Here is a 16,645-nt window from a genome sequence, read left to right on the forward strand (position 1 = left end):
TGTAAAATAACATCTATTCTTTTAGAATTTTAATGTTTTTATTTATCCAAAGCACCATAAAGAAACTGTTTTTTTTTAGAAACACTTTCTACTATCAATTGGGCTGTGTTCATACTAGCACCACTTCCCCCTAAAATTGTTTCTAATACCTCATAAGAGGCTAACATTTTCTGTCGTCCATTTCCTTCTAAAATTTGTTTTAATTCTTGTTTGATTCTATCCGAATTGCATTCATCTTGTATTAATTCTGTCACCACAGGTGCATCCATAATCAAGTTCACTAAAGATATATATTTCAGAGTAATAATCCGCTTAGCTATTTGATAAGAAATAACACTTCCCTTATACAAAACGACTTCTGGCACTTTAAACAAAGCCGTTTCTAAAGTAGCCGTTCCTGAAGTTACTAAAGCAGCAGCTGAAATACTTAATAAATCATACGTTCTGTTAGGGATAAATTGAATAGATTGTTTATCTATGAATTTTTCATAAAAAACAAATTCTTGACTTGGAGCTCCTGCAATTACAAATTGGTACTCTGGGAAATGGCTAACCACTCCTAACATTTCAGAAAGCATCTTAGTAATTTCTTGTTTTCGGCTTCCTGGCAGCAATGCAATAATTGGCTTTGAGGATAAATTAAATTCTTTCCTAAACGAAAATTCATCCGTTTTCGCCCTGTTTTTAATAGCATCCAAAAGAGGATGCCCTACAAAGTGAACTTCATAGTTGTGCTTTTTTTCATAAAAGTCTTTTTCAAAAGGCAATATTACATACATTTGGTCTATATCCCTCTTTATGGCATGAATTCTACTTTCTTTCCAAGCCCAAATTTGAGGTGAAATATAATAGTGCGTGGCTATTCCTAACGCTTTTGCCCATTTGGCAATTCGCATATTAAATCCAGGATAATCTATAAAAATAATAGCATCTGGTTTAAAATTAGAAATATCTGTTTTACAAAATTTAAGATTTTTTAGTATTGTATTTAAATTCATTATTACTTCTATGAATCCCATAAAAGCCAAATCACGATAATGCTTTACTAATACACCTCCAACTTGTTGCATTAGATCACCTCCCCAAAAACGAATATCTGCACTAGAATCCTCTTTATAAAGTGCTTTCATTAAATTGGCTCCATGTAGGTCTCCAGAGGCCTCGCCTGCTATAATATAATATTTCATCTATACAAAAAGTGTAAAAATTGCTAGAAGGATAGTAGCCAAAACCACTCCTCTAGCCATTAATTCTTTATTTAACTTTAACAATCCAAAAAAGGCAACCATATTAAGTATTGCTCCAAGAGTAATTATTTTACCTAAGAAACCCAACGATTTCATTTGAGTAATTCCAGCACCAAAACTATAATTTGTAAAAAGTTCAAAGAACAAAAAAACACCTATAAAAGTAGATAAAAAGCCTATCAAAGTTCCTTTTAACAATTCTATTTTATTCATCCCATTTCCAATTATTAAGTTCTTGAATAGCATGATAAGCTGTTAAATCAAACTGAATAGGCACAATAGAAACATATCCATTAGCCAATGCCCATTCATCTGTATCCTGACCTACATCTTCACAAACAAATTCACCCGCTAACCAGTAATAGTCTTTTCCAAAAGGCGATTGTCTTTTATCAAATTTTTCAACCCATTTAGCCTTTGCTTGGCGTCCGATTTTGATTCCTTTTATATCAGGAGCGGGTAATTTGGGAAAATTGACATTTAAAACAACTCCTTTAGGCAATCCATTCTGTAAAACCTGCTGGATAATTTTTACAACATAAGGTTTAACAGCACTAAAATCAGCATTCCACGAAAAATCACATAAAGAAAAACCTATAGAAGGAATTCCTTCTATTCCTGCTTCTATAACCGCGCTCATCGTTCCTGAATAAATTACATTAATAGCAGAGTTAGATCCATGATTAATCCCTGACACACATAAATCAATAGACTCATTGATTATTTCATTTTTTGCCAGCTTGACACAATCAGAGGGTGTTCCTGAAGTTGTATATTCTAGCACTTCTGCTCCATCAGCAGATATTTTATTTAAGTACAAAGTACTATTTACGGTAATTGCATGGCCCATCCCGCTTTGAGGACTGTCAGGAGCTACTACAACTACATTTCCTATTTCTTTAACTATTTCTACTAATTTTTGTATGCCAGGAGCGGTGATCCCATCATCATTAGTTACTAATATAAGTGGTTTTTTCATTTATTTAAAACATAAAAAAGTCTTGCTAAAGTAAGGAATTTAAATTGTTCTAACTAATTTTGTAGCTTTAACAAAAAATTATACCATCAATTTTATATTCGCATAATTTTTTATGTATTTTAGTATTAGATATGGATACAATCTGGACATTTATGAAAAAGAATTACAAATTATTACTGCTCATAGTAGCGGTATCAGCTGTATTATGGAGTTTTAAACCAAAATTTAAAACTGAGGACCCAGAAAAAGATCGAGTTCTACTAGACGCTATTGTAAGCGTATTAGAAGTTTATCATTACTCCCCCGCTACTATCAATGACAATTTCTCAAAAAATGTATTCGAAAATTTTATTGATGCTTTAGATCCTTCTAAACGTTTTTTTATAGAATCAGACATTCGTGAATTTAAAAATTTTGAGTATCAAATTGATGACATGATACAAGCTCGAAATCTGAGTTTCTTTAATCTTGTCTATGAAAGGCTTCAAAAGAGAATGAACGAAGCCAAAGTAATTTACAGAGCTTTGAACAATAAACCTTTCAACTTTAATACAGATGAATCTATAGACATTGATTCTGAGAAGATTGAATTTTCAAAAAATTATAATGAATTAAAAAACAGATGGCGATTACAAATTAAGCTTTCTACACTAGCTTCTATTGTAGACAAGCAAAAGTTAGAAGATGAAAAAAAAGCAAAAGACCCTAACTATACTGCCAAATCATTTGAACAATTAGAAAAAGAATCAAGAGAATCAGCCATAAAAAATTTAGATGATTATTTTGATTTTGTGAGTGATTTAGATCGCGAAGATTGGTTTGAGGTATACTTAAATTCAATTGTAACGCAGTTTGACCCACATACTTTTTACTTTGCTCCAGAAGAAAAAGAAAAATTCGACATAAGTATGAGTGGCAAACTAGAAGGTATTGGTGCTCGTTTACAGAAAAAAAATGATAATACTGAAATTTCCGAATTAATATCTGGAGGCCCTGCATGGAAAAGTAAAGAATTAGAACCAGGTGATGTAGTTTTAAAAGTTGCACAAGGCAATGGCGAACCTGTAGACGTAGTTGGAATGCGTCTTGATGACGTGGTAAAAAAAATAAAAGGGCCAAAAGGAACAGAAGTTCGTCTAACTATCAAAAAGACAGATGGCACAATCAAAGTAATACGTATAATACGGGACGTTGTTGAAATAGAAGAAACGTATGCTAAATCAAGCATCATTGAAAAAAACGGAAGAAAATTTGGACTGATTCATTTACCTAAATTCTATATAGATTTTGAAAACGATGATAATCGTGATGCGGCTAAAGATGTAGAAGCAGAAGTTCTAAAATTAAAAAAAGCAGGTGTCGAAGGTATTGTTATGGATTTACGAGATAATGGAGGAGGTTCTCTAAAAACAGTTGTAGATATAACAGGATTATTTATTGATCAAGGTCCTGTAGTTCAAGTTAAATCATCTGGACATAAAAAAGATGTTTTATCAGATCATAACAACAAAGTTCAATGGAATGGTCCTTTAGTAGTGCTTCAAAATAACTTTTCTGCTTCCGCATCAGAAATATTTGCGGCAGCAATACAAGACTATAAAAGAGGTATAATTTTAGGCAGCAAACAATCTTTTGGCAAAGGAACTGTTCAAAATGTTTTTGATTTAAATCAATTGAAAACAAAATTTAATCTTAATTTTAATATGGGAGCTTTAAAAACTACCACCCAAAAATTCTATAGAGTAAATGGTGGCTCTACTCAACTAGAAGGTGTTACAAGCGATGTGGTTTTCCCTGATCGTTATACTTATATCAAAATAGGCGAAAGAGATGAGAAAAAAGCTTTACAATGGGACAAAATAGACCCTGCTAATTATCAATTAACAAACAGCATAAGCAATTTTACTACCGTAATAGCAAATAGCCAAAAAAGAGTTATCGAAAATCCTCAATTTAAGCTAATAGACCAAAATGCTAAATGGATTAATGAACGAAAAGATGAAAGTATGGTTAGCCTAAAGATGGATAAATTTATTGCAGAACAGAAAAACATAGAAGAAGCAACCAAAAAATTCAAAGAAATCACAAAATACAAAAACAGTTTAGCCGTAAACCACCTAGGTGAGGAAAATGAATTAATGAAAAAAGACACTAATTTTGCTCAAAAACGCAAAGATTGGTTTGAAGCTATTACAAAAGATGCCTATATAGATGAAGCAGTTAATGTTTTAAGTGAAATTAAAAGTCCCTCATTAACTAAAACATCCTCTGCAAAAAAAACAAAATTAGTTGTAAAATCATAAAATAAGATGTAACAACACGAAGAGGCTCCTTTTAAGGGAGCACCGAAAAAGTATTCTTAAATTATTAAAGGAGTAGAGAATTGATTTTCTCTACTCTTTTTTTGTATTTCCGATCCTATCAAAAAAACCCAAACACCGTTCAAAAACAAATACACAGTCTTTTAATAGCACATCTATAAAAACAACAATCTTTCTATTCGTATTCTTTTTAGTACAATACATAAAACTATCTATTTACATTACCTTACGGTTACCCTGAGGATTAAACACTTTTCCTCAATTCAAAACTACAATTGATCCAATAATACTTTAATATTTCGTAAAAGGAGGTTTAAAATTATAAATCACGCTAATTGTATTATTAGATACAGGGTTTTTGTAGAGAATAGCATAAAAACCCTCCAGTCAACAATAAAATTCAGTTTTTAAATTGTTAAATTTTACAAGAATTTAAGCTTATTAAGCAATACAAAAATAAAGATGTTAAAAAAAACAATAAATCAAAAAAAATAAACACTTTTGGTTATAAATAAACAAAAATTCGTGTTTTTTGTTTATTTAACATTTTATTAAAACAACAACACTGTATATTTGTAAAACAGATAACAAGGAAGTTATTTAAAACTTAAAAACGGGAGGAACTAGGAAATGTAGTAAAATCATGATGATGACCTCTAAAATTATCTTTTAAAATTTATAAAAAATAAAGCAATAGGTTATTTCTTTTTTTATAAATATATTTTTTAGAGATACCCTTTATAGAAATAAGCTTCCTTAAAAATTACTTATTATTAATTTAATTTCAAAAAAATGAAAAAAATTTTTTTAACTTTAGTAGTAGTTTCTTCATTATTTTCATGTTCAAAAGATGAAGTAAACGAACCGAAATCAGTTCAATCGGTAAAAGTAAATTCACAAAGAGTGAATGATCCTCTATTTGGCAAGGTCTTTTATAATCAAGAAGGAGATCTAAAATTAAGAATACAGATACTTCCTGGAAACCCTCAAAAAATAAGCATAGCTTCTGCCGAAGATAGTAAAGATTATTTCATTCTTAAAAATGCTGAAGCAATGTTTGTACCAATTAATCCAAAATTTGATGTCTATTATTTATCTAAAGCTGAAAAATTTATGAATACTGCTGAAAAAACTCCGTTTATTAAAAAATTCAACGATATATTGATACCAGCAACTAATCAAAGTGGTTATGGAGCTGCTAGATTAGATATAGCAAAAGATTTATCTTCTGTTGTATTGAAAGGTGAAGAAGATTCAATTATTACATTCACAAAATTATAATTAATTATTTTTAACAATTAATATATCTTATTCTATTTTAAGGTAAAAAACAATAAGTTATAATTCAATTTAAGCACCTCTAAGAACTTTTCTTCTTAAAAAATAAAAAGTTCTTAGAGGTTTTTCACATATTCTTTAAGTTATCTATTAGAATATTTAAATTTTAAAAATACTATAAAAAGCTTTTAGCCTATTATTGATTTAATTAATTCTCAGCTATTTTAATCAATTCTTCCATTTTTTGCTTTAAGTCGGCTAGAGTATTATAAATTTTCATTGCAATTTTATTTTTCATCCATTGCCATATTTTTTCAGCAGGGTTGAGTTCTGGACAATATGGAGGAATTGGTAACAGAAATATGTTCTGAGGAATTATTACATCTTTTGTGGAATGAAATGCTGCATTATCAATTATTATAATCTTTAATTCTGTTGGTTTGTGATTACTAAAATCTTCCAAATATTTTATAAATAATTCTTTACAAACACTCTGTGTTGTCATACAAAAACTCTCACCTGTTATGGGGGAAAAACTTCCCCAAAGCCAATTATAAAGATAACTGTGCTTATAGGTACCAATGGCTTTTATTCCTTTTGCCGTAATAACTCTTTTTTGTTTTGTGATCAACCCGAAGCGACTTTCATCTTGAAAATATAAGTTTACAGATTTGAAATTATTTTTATTAAGAATAATTCTACACTCTTCGAGCTTATTTACAAGGTTTTTTAAAAAACGCTTCCGCGTTTTCATCCTTTTTGTAATGGGATTTTCTTGCTATTTTTAACTTTGATTGATGTTTTCGTCTACAATGAGCGTATAAAGCTCCATAGTTAACCGTTTCGTTTAGTTCTGCTTCAAGTAATTTTAATAATTCTATATAAGATGTAATTGTTGTTTTTGGATCAGTCAATTTCTGCTCAATAGACTTAGCCATTTTATCTGATATTTGCTTAGTATTGTTTCCTCCACTTCTAACACATAACATTTCAGAAATACCTTTTTTTAAATAGTCTTGAACCCAAACTCTTACTGTCTTTTCCGTTCTCCCGAGCTTCTTAGCGATATCACTATAATAAACATATTTCCCTTTCTTAATTAGAATCAAAGTCTTTACTCGGTCTTTCTTCAAAGAAGCTGTTGTCTTGACTAGTAATTTTTCTAAAAAATCAAGATCTTCATTTATTACTATTTGAATTTTCTTTGGCATACCTAAAATTATAAATTATTCTAGTAAAATTAAAATGGTATAAGAAATATCTACAACACCAATAACGATAAAAATGTTTCAATGTTAAAATCAGCCCATTGGTATAGAACAGTAGAAGAATCAGGATTTAAAAACTTCAACATTGTTCTAAATACAATAACACTCAATTATCAATCAATACTAAACTACTTTGATAATAGAAGTACTAATGCAGCTGCTGAATCTTTTAATGCTAAAATAAAATCCTTTGGAAGTCACTTTAGAGGGGTAAGAAAAATAGATTTCTTCTTATTCAGATTATCCAATCTTTTTGCATAATCCCCAACTTTTGTTCTTGATTCATAAAAATTAGTTTTTCTAATGCGTAATCTGGATTTAATTTATTTCGCTATCTAGGTCTTCTGATACCTAGAAAAACTGCCTTTCCGCGTATTGGAAAATCCTGAATAAATGTACGCTCACTAAAACCTTTTGATTCATATTCCTCTAAAACAAAGGGGAGGTTGTATAATATTCTTTTTATCAAAATTGATATAAAAGCAATCTTTTTAGTTTGAATATCTCTTAATTCTTTAGCTAGAAATAAAGATAGAATCGAAAATCAATTTACTTTTTTTGATGCAATTTACAATTACTCTCCAGATTTTTTATGTGAACCGAAATAACAAGATTACAATCTTTTAGACTCCTTTCCTCCTTCCTCAATTTTTAACCCATTTTTCAATCTTAGCTTCTAATAATGACAAAGGCAAAACACCCGATTCTAATACTTTTTGATGAAAAACCTTAATATCAAATTTCTCTTTCATCTGAGCTTGCGCTCTTTCTCGAAGTTCGATGATTTTTAATTGACCAATCTTATAAGACAATGCTTGCCCTGGAACTGCCATATAACGTTCTATTTCAGAAATAATACTTGTCTTACTTTCCGCTTCGTTTTCTAATGAATATTGAATAGCTTGTTCACGAGTCCAACCTTTGTAATGCAAGCCTGTATCTACAACTAAACGAATAGCGCGATGCATTTCATTCCCTAACATTCCGAAATATTGATATGGATCTTGGTACAACCCTAATTCTTTTCCTAAACTTTCAGTATACAAGGCCCAGCCTTCTCCATAAGCTCCAAACCAATTAAAACGTCTGAAGTCAGGAAGTTTTGTATTTTCTTGCTGCAAAGCGATCTGAAAATGATGTCCTGGTATTGCTTCATGTAAAAATAAATCTTCATCTCCGTAATAATTGTATTTCATTACATCAGGAATAGGTACATAAAAAATACCTGGACGAGAACCATCTGCTGATCCTTGTACATATTCTGCACTGGCTGTTTTTTCCCGAAAAACTTCTACTCTTCTGACCTCAAAAGGCGTTTTAGGTTGTAATGAGAATAATTTATTTACGTTGGGTTTTATTTTTTCATGAATTGCTTTAAAATTTGCAATTACTTGTTCTGGCTTTACAAAGGGGATTAATTCTTTTTTGTTTCGTACATACTCAAAAAAAGCAGTCATATTTCCCTTAAAACCTACTGCCTTTTTTATTTTTTGCATTTGATCTTTTATTCTTGCTACCTCTAACAAACCTAACTGATGTATTGCTTCGGGTGATTTATCCGTAGTCGTCCACATTTTAGCATATAGACGATATAAATTACCCCCATCTGGCAAACTTCCAATTCCACTACTGTTTCTTGATGCTGGCAAATATTCATTGCGTAAAAAACGAACCATTTTTTTGTACTGTGGAATTAATTTATGTTGAATAGATTGACTAAAATCTTGCTGTAATTCTTTTTTTACAGTTGCAGATAAGTTTTTGGGAAACATCCCAAGAGAAGAATAAAATATATTATTTTCTACTTTTTTTGTAATTTGTTCTTCAAACTGAGGAATAACCTTAAGGGTTAAGGCTTTAGGTAGTACCCTTTTTTCTTTTATTCCTTTTCTCATGTACACGATAGCCGAATCAATCCAAACGCTATAATTATCTATGCGTTTTAAGAAGTTTCTATAATCTTTTTCTGTTTTAAAAGGCTGAGCACCTGTTCCGCTTGCAAATTGAGTCATGGTTAGATGGGTTCCCCAAAACTGATGTAAAGGCATTAAATTAGCACGAGTTTTTAATACGTCTTTTAGAATATTTGTTTCCCATTTTATAATACCATAACTAAGTTGTTCCTCTTCATCAAGTGAATCAAAAGGAATTGAATCTAGTTTTTTTTGATATTTATTTACAAAATTGGCTTGTTTTTTACGATAAGAATTGGTCATTTCAAAAACAAACTGATCGTTGTATTGATTTTGTCCGTTTAATGTTGCGTTCAAAGGTTCTAACTCGTTTTTATCCTGAAAGTAGGCATCTGTTAGTTTCCTAAAATCCTGATCATCGTTTGATTTACAGCTAAAAATAAAAAATAAGCAACCTAAAAAAAGAATATTCCTTTTCATCCCATTAATTTTAAAGTGTATTGTGAATATAATAAAAAAAGAGGAGTTACTCCTCTTCTTCTTTATATTGTTGATTTTCTAATTCATTTAGTTTAGATCCTAGTCTTACTTTGGGTTTATCTTTAGTTCCTTCTATTTTTAGAGGAATTCCTATGATTCCCATGGGAGGTAATCCAAGGCGCATTTTTAAAGCCAGTCTACCATCTAAACTGGTTGTTCCTTCTATGCGCGGACGAAAACCTGCAATCTTAAATTTAAAACGATCTATTTCCATTAAGTTATTCTGTATACACGTTTTAATTTCAAAATCATTTACTTCTCCTGAATCAAAGCCACTATGTCCGGTTGAATTACCAACTGCCTTGAGAAGTTTAAACCCATTAAGTTTTACTTTTTTTACTCCTACAACACCGCCTCCTTGCAAAGATGGAAAAACAGGAAACATATCATCATTCAAAACGCCTTTTAATTGGTATTTTAAAGAAATTATTCCTTCAGCATTCGCGGCAGCACTTGCCATTTCTCTAAATAGTTTAACTTCTTTGTAGGCTTTTTTTACATCAAATTCTTCCACTGATAGATCCATTCCAAATTGAGCTCTTTTAGAAGTCTTGGCTTTATAATTACCAGTAAACATAACCGGACTATCAATAATTAGACAAGCTCCATTAGCTATTGTAATTTCTCCATTCTTTAACTTCGTTTTTCCTTGTAAGCATTTTATATTTAGATCCTCAAATAGAATTCGATCTACTGAGGCTTCAAAATCTAGATCAAGATTTTTAGGAAGCATTACGACCCCTTTTACATCTTTAGTTGAATTTTTATTAGGTGTGGTATTCACTATGGGTACCATCCATTCATTAACGTTTAGATAAGGTGTTTGTAACTGAAACTGTCCTTTTAAGACCCCTTTTTCATGTGTTAAAAAATTTACAACATTTTGTACATATCCATTAAATTTGAATAAACTATGCCCATATTTAGCATTAAAGTTTGTAAACTGTAGTTGATCGTTATTAAAAGTAAAAACCCCTTTTGTAATATAAAATGGCAAAGGAAGAAATTTTGAAGTTGTCCGAACATTTCTTAAATAAAACTGTCCTTTATTTAGCAATTTATTATAGTACCCAGCTTGTGCATCACTTTGTCTCCCTTTTAAATAGATAGCTCCTTGAGCAAATCCTTCAATTGTATATTCTTTAACACCAAATACTTTATAAATTTTACCAAAATCAATTCCTCCATTAGCACTCACTTGGTACTTAGCGTTAGTCAGATCACTAATATTGGCCTTAATAGTTAGAGGTTGTCCCTCAAAAAAGAAACGGAGAGGTTTGACTAGTACTTGTGTTGTTTGCAAGTTGTTTTTAACATTTAAATCTACTATAGCATCTATCTTTTGGATAGGATTTGGATAATATGGCGTTTTTAGATACCCATTTTTCAACTTACAAAATGCTTGGGTCAAAGGTAATTTATTCTGCTTCGTATCTAGTATTCCTTGTATATTTAAACGAGTCTTAAGATCTCCTTTTAATTCGTACTCAGGCAGAAATCCAACCGCTTGATTTAAATAATTCAAATCTAAATCAGCATCTAAACGAGCATTTATCTGAGGTTTAGACAGACCTACTGTTTCCATTTTTCCTTTCAGATAACCTTTTCCTACTCCAAAAGTAATCAAAGGTATTTTTACAGACAAGAGTTCTGGATTGAGCTGAGGCAATTGAATATGTAAATCGGTATTAAATCTTTCTAAAGGAAAGGGAGCCCCCTCGTATTGAATGAATCCGTTTTTTAGATTCAGATCAAGCTTCATGTCTGGTTTTTTATTTTGATCTGTAATAAAATCTCCTTTTAAAGAAAGCACTGCATCTGTCGTTCCTTTTAGAGTTGTTTTTTCCATCCAAGTAATCAACTTGGGAGGTAAAGCGGTAAAGATGTCTTCTAAATTACTATTTTGGGTTTTAACCAAAAAGTTCATTCTGTAGCCGTTGGGTAAGAAATCGAAATTACCAGTAAAATCTACGGGTAATTTATTAATCATTAAATTATCTTGCTGAAATACAAATGCTAAAGATTGTGTATTAACTTTAGTAATTAGATCCGCATTAACTTTTTTGTTTTTCAGGTATTCTTCTCCTTTGAAAATAAAATCAAAAGCATCAACACTTGCTTTGGTTTTTATTTCAAAAATTTTGTTTTTCAAACTTCCATTACCAAAATAATCAAACCCTAATGCGTCAACAACTATTTGGGCTGAGGCATCATTGTACTTTATATGAGCATTCTTAATAGCTATTTGTTTTAATTCAATAGAGGTATCTTCTTCTTTACTTGTTTGATCATTTTTTTTGCTTTCATACACATTGTAATTAGCATGTCCTTTTTTATCAACTAATACATTAATTTCGGCATTATCTAAAAACAATTTATTGATGTGTATTTTTCCTTTAAAAAGTTCTTGGATATCAATACCAAAAGCAATTTCATCTGATTTAATTAAGTTAATTCGTTCAAATGGAGCTGCTCCTGTTAGTTGAAAATCATCAAAAGAAAGAGTCAACGCTGGGAAATGTTCGATAATAGAAAGATGTGCATCTGAGAAATTGATATTTCCCTTTATATGTTCATTAGCATATTCTTTTACTTTTTGAGTAATAAAATCGGGGAATAAGAAGGGTAGCCCAATTACTCCTAAGACAACAAACAACAGACCTATAATTAGCCATTTAATTTTTTTAATATACTCTAGCATACATTTATTCAAAAAGCCTCTTTTAGAGGCTTTAGCTTACATATTTTTTAAATTAATTATTTCTTGATTGGTTAAAAATCTCCAATTTCCACGGGGTAGATTCTTTTTTGTTAAACCTGCAAAAGCTACGCGATCTACTTTCAAAACATTATAATCTAATGATTCAAATATAGAACGAACTATTTTTACATTTGATGTCTTTATTTGTAACCCGATTTCTGATTTAGGTAGATTTTCTATATAAGATACCTCATCTACTAGTATCTTATGTTCATTGATGTACAATCCTTTTTGAACTTTTTCTAGATCTTCATATTTCAGATTGCGATCTAGAGTAATTTGATAAATTTTAGGAGAACGTTGATTAGGTTGTGTAAATTTACGAACCATATCAGTATCATTTGTAAATAATAACAACCCTGTAGTGGTTTTATCCATACGTCCGACAGGCTGCATTTTAGCTTTAGTTGCACCTCGTATTAAATCAAGTACATTATTAGCATTTAGGTCTTCTTCTTTTGATGTAGTAAATCCTTTGGGTTTATTTAACACGATGTATTCTTTTTTTTCAGGAGTTACAATACTTCCATCAAAGTTTACGACATCGCCTACCTTTACTTTATATCCCATTTCGGTTACTACCTCTCCATTTACTTTTACATTACCCGATTGGATATAAATATCAGCATCTCGTCTTGAACAAACCCCGGAATTAGAAATATATTTATTTAGGCGAATTTCCTCCTCTTCTAATGAAGTAACTGGTTTGGGCTTACGTTCAAATTTAGGCTTGCCATTTGTAAAACTTGATTTTTTAAAATTAGGTTTAGCACTCCCTCCTTCTCGTTTACCAAAAGTAGGTTTTGTATTCGATCTTTTATTATTTCCTCTTCCTTTTATCATCACGACTATATTTTTTTTGCAAAGATAGTCAGTAAATTAGAAAATTAAATTCTGTAAATAGAAATATTTAACTATTAAATATTTTTTTAATATGAAGTAAAACCGCTGGATCAATCAAAACAATACTAAAAACACCTGTTACGATTAAAATTTTCATTATCGCGTGTAAATAAACGTAATCAGAATGCTTAGAAGATTTCCATAATTGTAGTACAAAAAATATTAAAACAATCATACTTACGTAGAAATAAACGTCCATATATCCTACATTAAATTTTTCAATTAAAATATAAATAGGAACAATCGTTAAAAACGCTAGAATAGTAATAATATATTTTGATGTTTTTTCACCAAAACGAACAGGAATTGTTTGGTAGTTTGTAGCAAAATCTCCCTTGATATTTTCTAGGTCTTTGATCATTTCTCTAATCAAAATCAGCAATAATAAAAAAGAGGCGTGAGCAAATATAACGGCGTAAAAGTTCTTAAAATAAAGTAGGATTCCAAAAAAAGGGAGAACTGTTAGTAAAGAAGCCGTTAGGTTACCAACAATAGAGTAGCGTTTGAGTTTGTGGGAATAAAACCAAATTAAAAAAATATAAACTGCATAAAAAAAAGAGGCACGCCAAGAAACGATTAAAGCTAGTCCTGTAGATAAAAAATTCAACACGAAATAGACTTGTAATTTTGTTTTTTGGCTTACTAATCGATCTAGCATAGACTTATTGGGTCGATTAATAAGATCTTTTTCCGAATCGTAAAAATTATTAATTATATATCCCGACGCAATTACTAAAGCGGATGCAAAAACCAACACAAACAAACGCCAATCTAATAAGAGTTCTAAGGCTCTTTTTTCAGGTGCTAATATAAAAATGGAAGCGAAATATTGTGCCAAAACAATAATGGCTATATTATATCCACGAACAACCGAAATAAGGCTTACGATTTTTAATAAAAAGATTTTTGTTTTGCGCGTTATCATCTATTTAGTTTGAATATTGAACAGCTAAAAGTCTTGAGTTTCATTTGCTCCTAACCAAATATCAAACTAAAATTGATAAACGACTTCTAACTTATACTCTTTTAGTGCTGATTTTGCTTTTTCAAGATCTTCCGTAAACCCGAGTATGTATCCACCACCACCTGAACCACATAATTTTAAGTAATAGTCGTTGGTTTCTATTCCTTTTTGCCAAACCGTATGAAACTGTTCTGGAATCATAGGTTTAAAGTTGTTTAAAACTATTGTAGAGAGCTCTTTTGTATTTGTAAAAAGTGATTTCACATCCCCTTTTAAAAAATTTTCAACACAAGCATCTGTATATTTAATAAACTGCGATTTTAGCATTTTACGGAAGCCTTCTTCTTTTAGTTTTTCCATAAAGATGCTTACCATAGGTGCTGTTTCTCCTACCATTCCTGAGTCTAATAAAAACACAGCTCCTTTACCTGTAACACTTTGTGTTGGAATACCTGTTGCTTCTATATGATCTTTTGAATTAATTAATATAGGCAAGCTCAAATAACTATTTAAAGGATCTAAACCTGAGCTTTTTCCATGAAAAAAAGATTCCATTTGTGAGAAAATAGTTTTCAGTTGTAATAATTTTTCTCGGGTTAGATTTTCTAAGACAGTTATTTTGTTGTCTGCATATTTATCATAGATGGCAGCTACTAGAGCTCCGCTGCTTCCCACTCCGTATCCTTGAGGAATACTTGAATCGAAATACATTCCATTCATGACATCTTGCTCCAAAGCTTTGGTATTAAAGGTAACCAAATGAGGCTGTTCTTCTGCTAACTCTTTTAAATAAACTGCAAATTTCTTTAGACTTTCATTGGACTGTAATGCCTCTTCGGATGCACTCCCATCTATCTTAAGTGCACCATTATAAAAATTATAAGGAATAGCTAATCCTTTTGAATCTTTAATAATTCCGTATTCACCGAATAATAAAATTTTTGAGTAAAAAAGGGGTCCTTTCATATTTGAGCTATCTTTTTATTTATTTGGTCTGTATTTTGCTAAAATAGTCACGATAAACTTTATTTCTCTGATTTTCTATGAAATAGTCATTTATTCTGTGCTTATCTGTTTTAAAAAACTTCTATAATTCAAAATTTTCTTTGTTTTATCAACGCTTTGCCTTTAAAAAATCAATCCTATTACTGAATTTCAATCTGCTTTTTGACCTCATCATACAAAGCATTTTTACCTAGTTCAACACACCTCTTTTTCGTTGTTTTAAAAATCAGACTATCACTCTTTTTTTGTAGTTCTGAATTATTCTACAGAAAATCTTATGGATATTGTTTTTTCTAAATAATTTATCTCTTTTAAAACAATCTTATTTACTATAAATAAAATAGATTATAAAGATACGAATTAAATTGATATAGCGCCTATGCCAATTTCATCGCAAATATATTGTTCCTTTTGACAATATCTAACCAATTCATTGTTAATAAATTCTAAAACTTGTTTTTTTACGTGTATAGGATACAATAGATGTACATTTGCTCCTGCGTCAAGTGTAAAACAAACGGGAATATGGGTATTAGCTCTAAAACTCCAGATTTTATTAATTATTTCTAATGTATTAGGTTTCATTAAAATAAAATAAGGCATAGAGGTCATCATCATAGCGTGCAGGGTTAGTGCTTCACTTTCAACAATTTCAATGAATTTTTCTATATTTCCAGTAGCTAATGTTTCTTTAATTGCTGTCAAATTTTGATGAGCTTGAGCAAAACGTTGTGCAGCAAATGGATGTCCGTGCATTAAGTCATGCCCTACTGTGCTGGATACTTGTTTTTCTTCTTTATCGACTAACAGTATGGTGTCTTGATAATTATTAAAGTTTTCATGTAGCGTATTGTATTCAACGCCATATAAATTTGAACTCATACCTGTATCGGTGTGTTCTCCCCAAATTACCACTTTTCCTTTTATACTTCTACAAGCACTCCCAGATCCTAATCTAGCTAAAAAAGAAGCTTTTTGAAAAAAGTACTCATCTGTTATAGAGGGATGTATTAATTTTTCTAAGCTCATAATATTCATGGCTAATGCTGCCATTCCTGATGCAGAAGAGGCAATGCCTGAACTATGAGGAAATGTGTTCGTGGTATCTATCGTAAAATGAAATTCTTTTAAATAAGGGCAGTATTCTAGAATTCTTTCAAAAAACTTTTGAATCTTGGGTTTAAATGTTTCTTTAGGGTTGCCTTCAAAAAAGAAATCAAAAGAAAAAGTTTCAGTGTTTTCTTTTTTAACAAAGGAAAGTTTTGTAATCGTTTTACAATTATTAAGCGTAAAACTTATAGAGGGATTGGCTGGCAATTGCTTCCCTAGTTTACCCCAATACTTCACTAATGCTATATTACTTGGAGCACTCCATTGAAAATCTCCTTCGGTGAATGATATCGTATAATCCGATACAACAAAATCCTTTTCAGAAAACATATTTTAATTTTTTAAGCCGCAAAGAT

14 protein-coding genes are annotated in these 16,645 nt (G+C 30.6%); 3 read left to right on the forward strand and 11 right to left on the reverse strand.

Annotation, left to right across the window (positions count from 1 at the left end):
* Positions 1–38 precede the first annotated feature (38 nt).
* The 3 genes from lpxB to surE are packed head-to-tail and all read right to left on the reverse strand — an operon-like array spanning position 39 to position 2,226.
* Positions 39–1,187: a lipid-A-disaccharide synthase gene (gene lpxB / locus HUE53_RS05355; protein WP_065212989.1), complete on the reverse strand. Its 1,149-nt coding sequence runs from the start codon at positions 1,185–1,187 to the stop codon at positions 39–41.
* Entirely contained in the window at positions 1,188–1,460 is a 273-nt protein-coding gene (locus tag HUE53_RS05360) for a hypothetical protein (RefSeq protein WP_014164964.1), read from the reverse strand.
* Complete coding sequence (surE, locus tag HUE53_RS05365; RefSeq protein WP_065212988.1) at positions 1,453–2,226, reverse strand: 5'/3'-nucleotidase SurE; 774 nt, start codon at positions 2,224–2,226, stop codon at positions 1,453–1,455. The genes HUE53_RS05360 and surE overlap by 8 nt, the downstream gene beginning before the upstream one ends.
* Before the next feature lie 131 nt (positions 2,227–2,357).
* Here surE and HUE53_RS05370 point away from each other — a divergent pair, with 131 nt between their 5' ends.
* Together HUE53_RS05370 and HUE53_RS05375 are read left to right on the forward strand one after the other, a co-directional pair.
* Entirely contained in the window at positions 2,358–4,529 is a 2,172-nt protein-coding gene (locus HUE53_RS05370) for a carboxy terminal-processing peptidase (protein WP_065212987.1), read from the forward strand.
* A gap of 810 nt (positions 4,530–5,339) precedes the next feature.
* Positions 5,340–5,828, forward strand: coding sequence for a hypothetical protein (locus tag HUE53_RS05375; protein WP_065212986.1), 489 nt, complete (start codon positions 5,340–5,342; stop codon positions 5,826–5,828).
* Between the two features lie 205 nt (positions 5,829–6,033).
* On the opposite strand, the gene HUE53_RS05380 is transcribed toward HUE53_RS05375, so the two are convergent.
* Positions 6,034–6,579 (reverse strand): IS630 family transposase, encoded by a 546-nt coding sequence (locus HUE53_RS05380; protein WP_077225643.1) that lies wholly within the window; start codon positions 6,577–6,579, stop codon positions 6,034–6,036.
* Positions 6,539–7,036 (reverse strand): helix-turn-helix domain-containing protein, encoded by a 498-nt coding sequence (locus HUE53_RS05385; protein ID WP_014164400.1) that lies wholly within the window; start codon positions 7,034–7,036, stop codon positions 6,539–6,541. The genes HUE53_RS05380 and HUE53_RS05385 overlap by 41 nt, the downstream gene beginning before the upstream one ends.
* Before the next feature lie 48 nt (positions 7,037–7,084).
* On the opposite strand from HUE53_RS05385, the gene HUE53_RS05390 reads away from it, so the two are divergent.
* Positions 7,085–7,354, forward strand: a complete 270-nt coding sequence (locus HUE53_RS05390) for a transposase (protein ID WP_225556204.1) — start codon at positions 7,085–7,087, stop codon at positions 7,352–7,354.
* A gap of 383 nt (positions 7,355–7,737) precedes the next feature.
* Here HUE53_RS05390 and HUE53_RS05395 read toward each other — a convergent pair whose 3' ends face one another.
* The 6 genes from HUE53_RS05395 to HUE53_RS05420 form a co-directional block, all read right to left on the reverse strand.
* Complete coding sequence (locus tag HUE53_RS05395) at positions 7,738–9,486, reverse strand: DUF885 domain-containing protein (protein WP_065212984.1); 1,749 nt, start codon at positions 9,484–9,486, stop codon at positions 7,738–7,740.
* A gap of 46 nt (positions 9,487–9,532) precedes the next feature.
* Positions 9,533–12,247: an AsmA family protein gene (locus tag HUE53_RS05400; protein ID WP_014164971.1), complete on the reverse strand. Its 2,715-nt coding sequence runs from the start codon at positions 12,245–12,247 to the stop codon at positions 9,533–9,535.
* A gap of 36 nt (positions 12,248–12,283) precedes the next feature.
* Entirely contained in the window at positions 12,284–13,150 is an 867-nt protein-coding gene (locus tag HUE53_RS05405; protein ID WP_014164972.1) for a pseudouridine synthase, read from the reverse strand.
* 67 nt (positions 13,151–13,217) lie between these two features.
* Entirely contained in the window at positions 13,218–14,135 is a 918-nt protein-coding gene (locus HUE53_RS05410) for a geranylgeranylglycerol-phosphate geranylgeranyltransferase (protein WP_014164973.1), read from the reverse strand.
* A 66-nt stretch (positions 14,136–14,201) separates the two neighbouring features.
* Positions 14,202–15,140, reverse strand: a complete 939-nt coding sequence (locus HUE53_RS05415) for a mevalonate kinase family protein (RefSeq protein ID WP_014164974.1) — start codon at positions 15,138–15,140, stop codon at positions 14,202–14,204.
* Between the two features lie 399 nt (positions 15,141–15,539).
* Positions 15,540–16,619 carry a diphosphomevalonate/mevalonate 3,5-bisphosphate decarboxylase family protein gene (locus HUE53_RS05420; RefSeq protein WP_014164975.1) on the reverse strand — a complete coding sequence of 360 codons (1,080 nt, stop codon included), beginning with the start codon at positions 16,617–16,619 and terminating at the stop codon, positions 15,540–15,542.
* Positions 16,620–16,645 lie beyond the last annotated feature (26 nt).

Source organism: Flavobacterium columnare, from assembly GCF_014844295.1.
Classification (GTDB): domain Bacteria; phylum Bacteroidota; class Bacteroidia; order Flavobacteriales; family Flavobacteriaceae; genus Flavobacterium; species Flavobacterium columnare.

What these genes read in the sequence shown, in the direction of transcription:
- lpxB (WP_065212989.1), bottom strand. Translation starts at nt 1,187, where the DNA reads ATGAAATATTATATTATAGCAGGCGAGGCCTCTGGAGACCTACATGGA.
- HUE53_RS05360 (WP_014164964.1), bottom strand. Translation starts at nt 1,460, where the DNA reads ATGAATAAAATAGAATTGTTAAAAGGAACTTTGATAGGCTTTTTATCT.
- surE (WP_065212988.1), bottom strand. Translation starts at nt 2,226, where the DNA reads ATGAAAAAACCACTTATATTAGTAACTAATGATGATGGGATCACCGCT.
- HUE53_RS05370 (WP_065212987.1), top strand. Translation starts at nt 2,358, where the DNA reads ATGGATACAATCTGGACATTTATGAAAAAGAATTACAAATTATTACTG.
- HUE53_RS05375 (WP_065212986.1), top strand. Translation starts at nt 5,340, where the DNA reads ATGAAAAAAATTTTTTTAACTTTAGTAGTAGTTTCTTCATTATTTTCA.
- HUE53_RS05380 (WP_077225643.1), bottom strand. Translation starts at nt 6,579, where the DNA reads ATGAAAACGCGGAAGCGTTTTTTAAAAAACCTTGTAAATAAGCTCGAA.
- HUE53_RS05385 (WP_014164400.1), bottom strand. Translation starts at nt 7,036, where the DNA reads ATGCCAAAGAAAATTCAAATAGTAATAAATGAAGATCTTGATTTTTTA.
- HUE53_RS05395 (WP_065212984.1), bottom strand. Translation starts at nt 9,486, where the DNA reads ATGAAAAGGAATATTCTTTTTTTAGGTTGCTTATTTTTTATTTTTAGC.
- HUE53_RS05400 (WP_014164971.1), bottom strand. Translation starts at nt 12,247, where the DNA reads ATGCTAGAGTATATTAAAAAAATTAAATGGCTAATTATAGGTCTGTTG.
- HUE53_RS05405 (WP_014164972.1), bottom strand. Translation starts at nt 13,150, where the DNA reads ATGATAAAAGGAAGAGGAAATAATAAAAGATCGAATACAAAACCTACT.
- HUE53_RS05410 (WP_014164973.1), bottom strand. Translation starts at nt 14,135, where the DNA reads ATGATAACGCGCAAAACAAAAATCTTTTTATTAAAAATCGTAAGCCTT.
- HUE53_RS05415 (WP_014164974.1), bottom strand. Translation starts at nt 15,140, where the DNA reads ATGAAAGGACCCCTTTTTTACTCAAAAATTTTATTATTCGGTGAATAC.
- HUE53_RS05420 (WP_014164975.1), bottom strand. Translation starts at nt 16,619, where the DNA reads ATGTTTTCTGAAAAGGATTTTGTTGTATCGGATTATACGATATCATTC.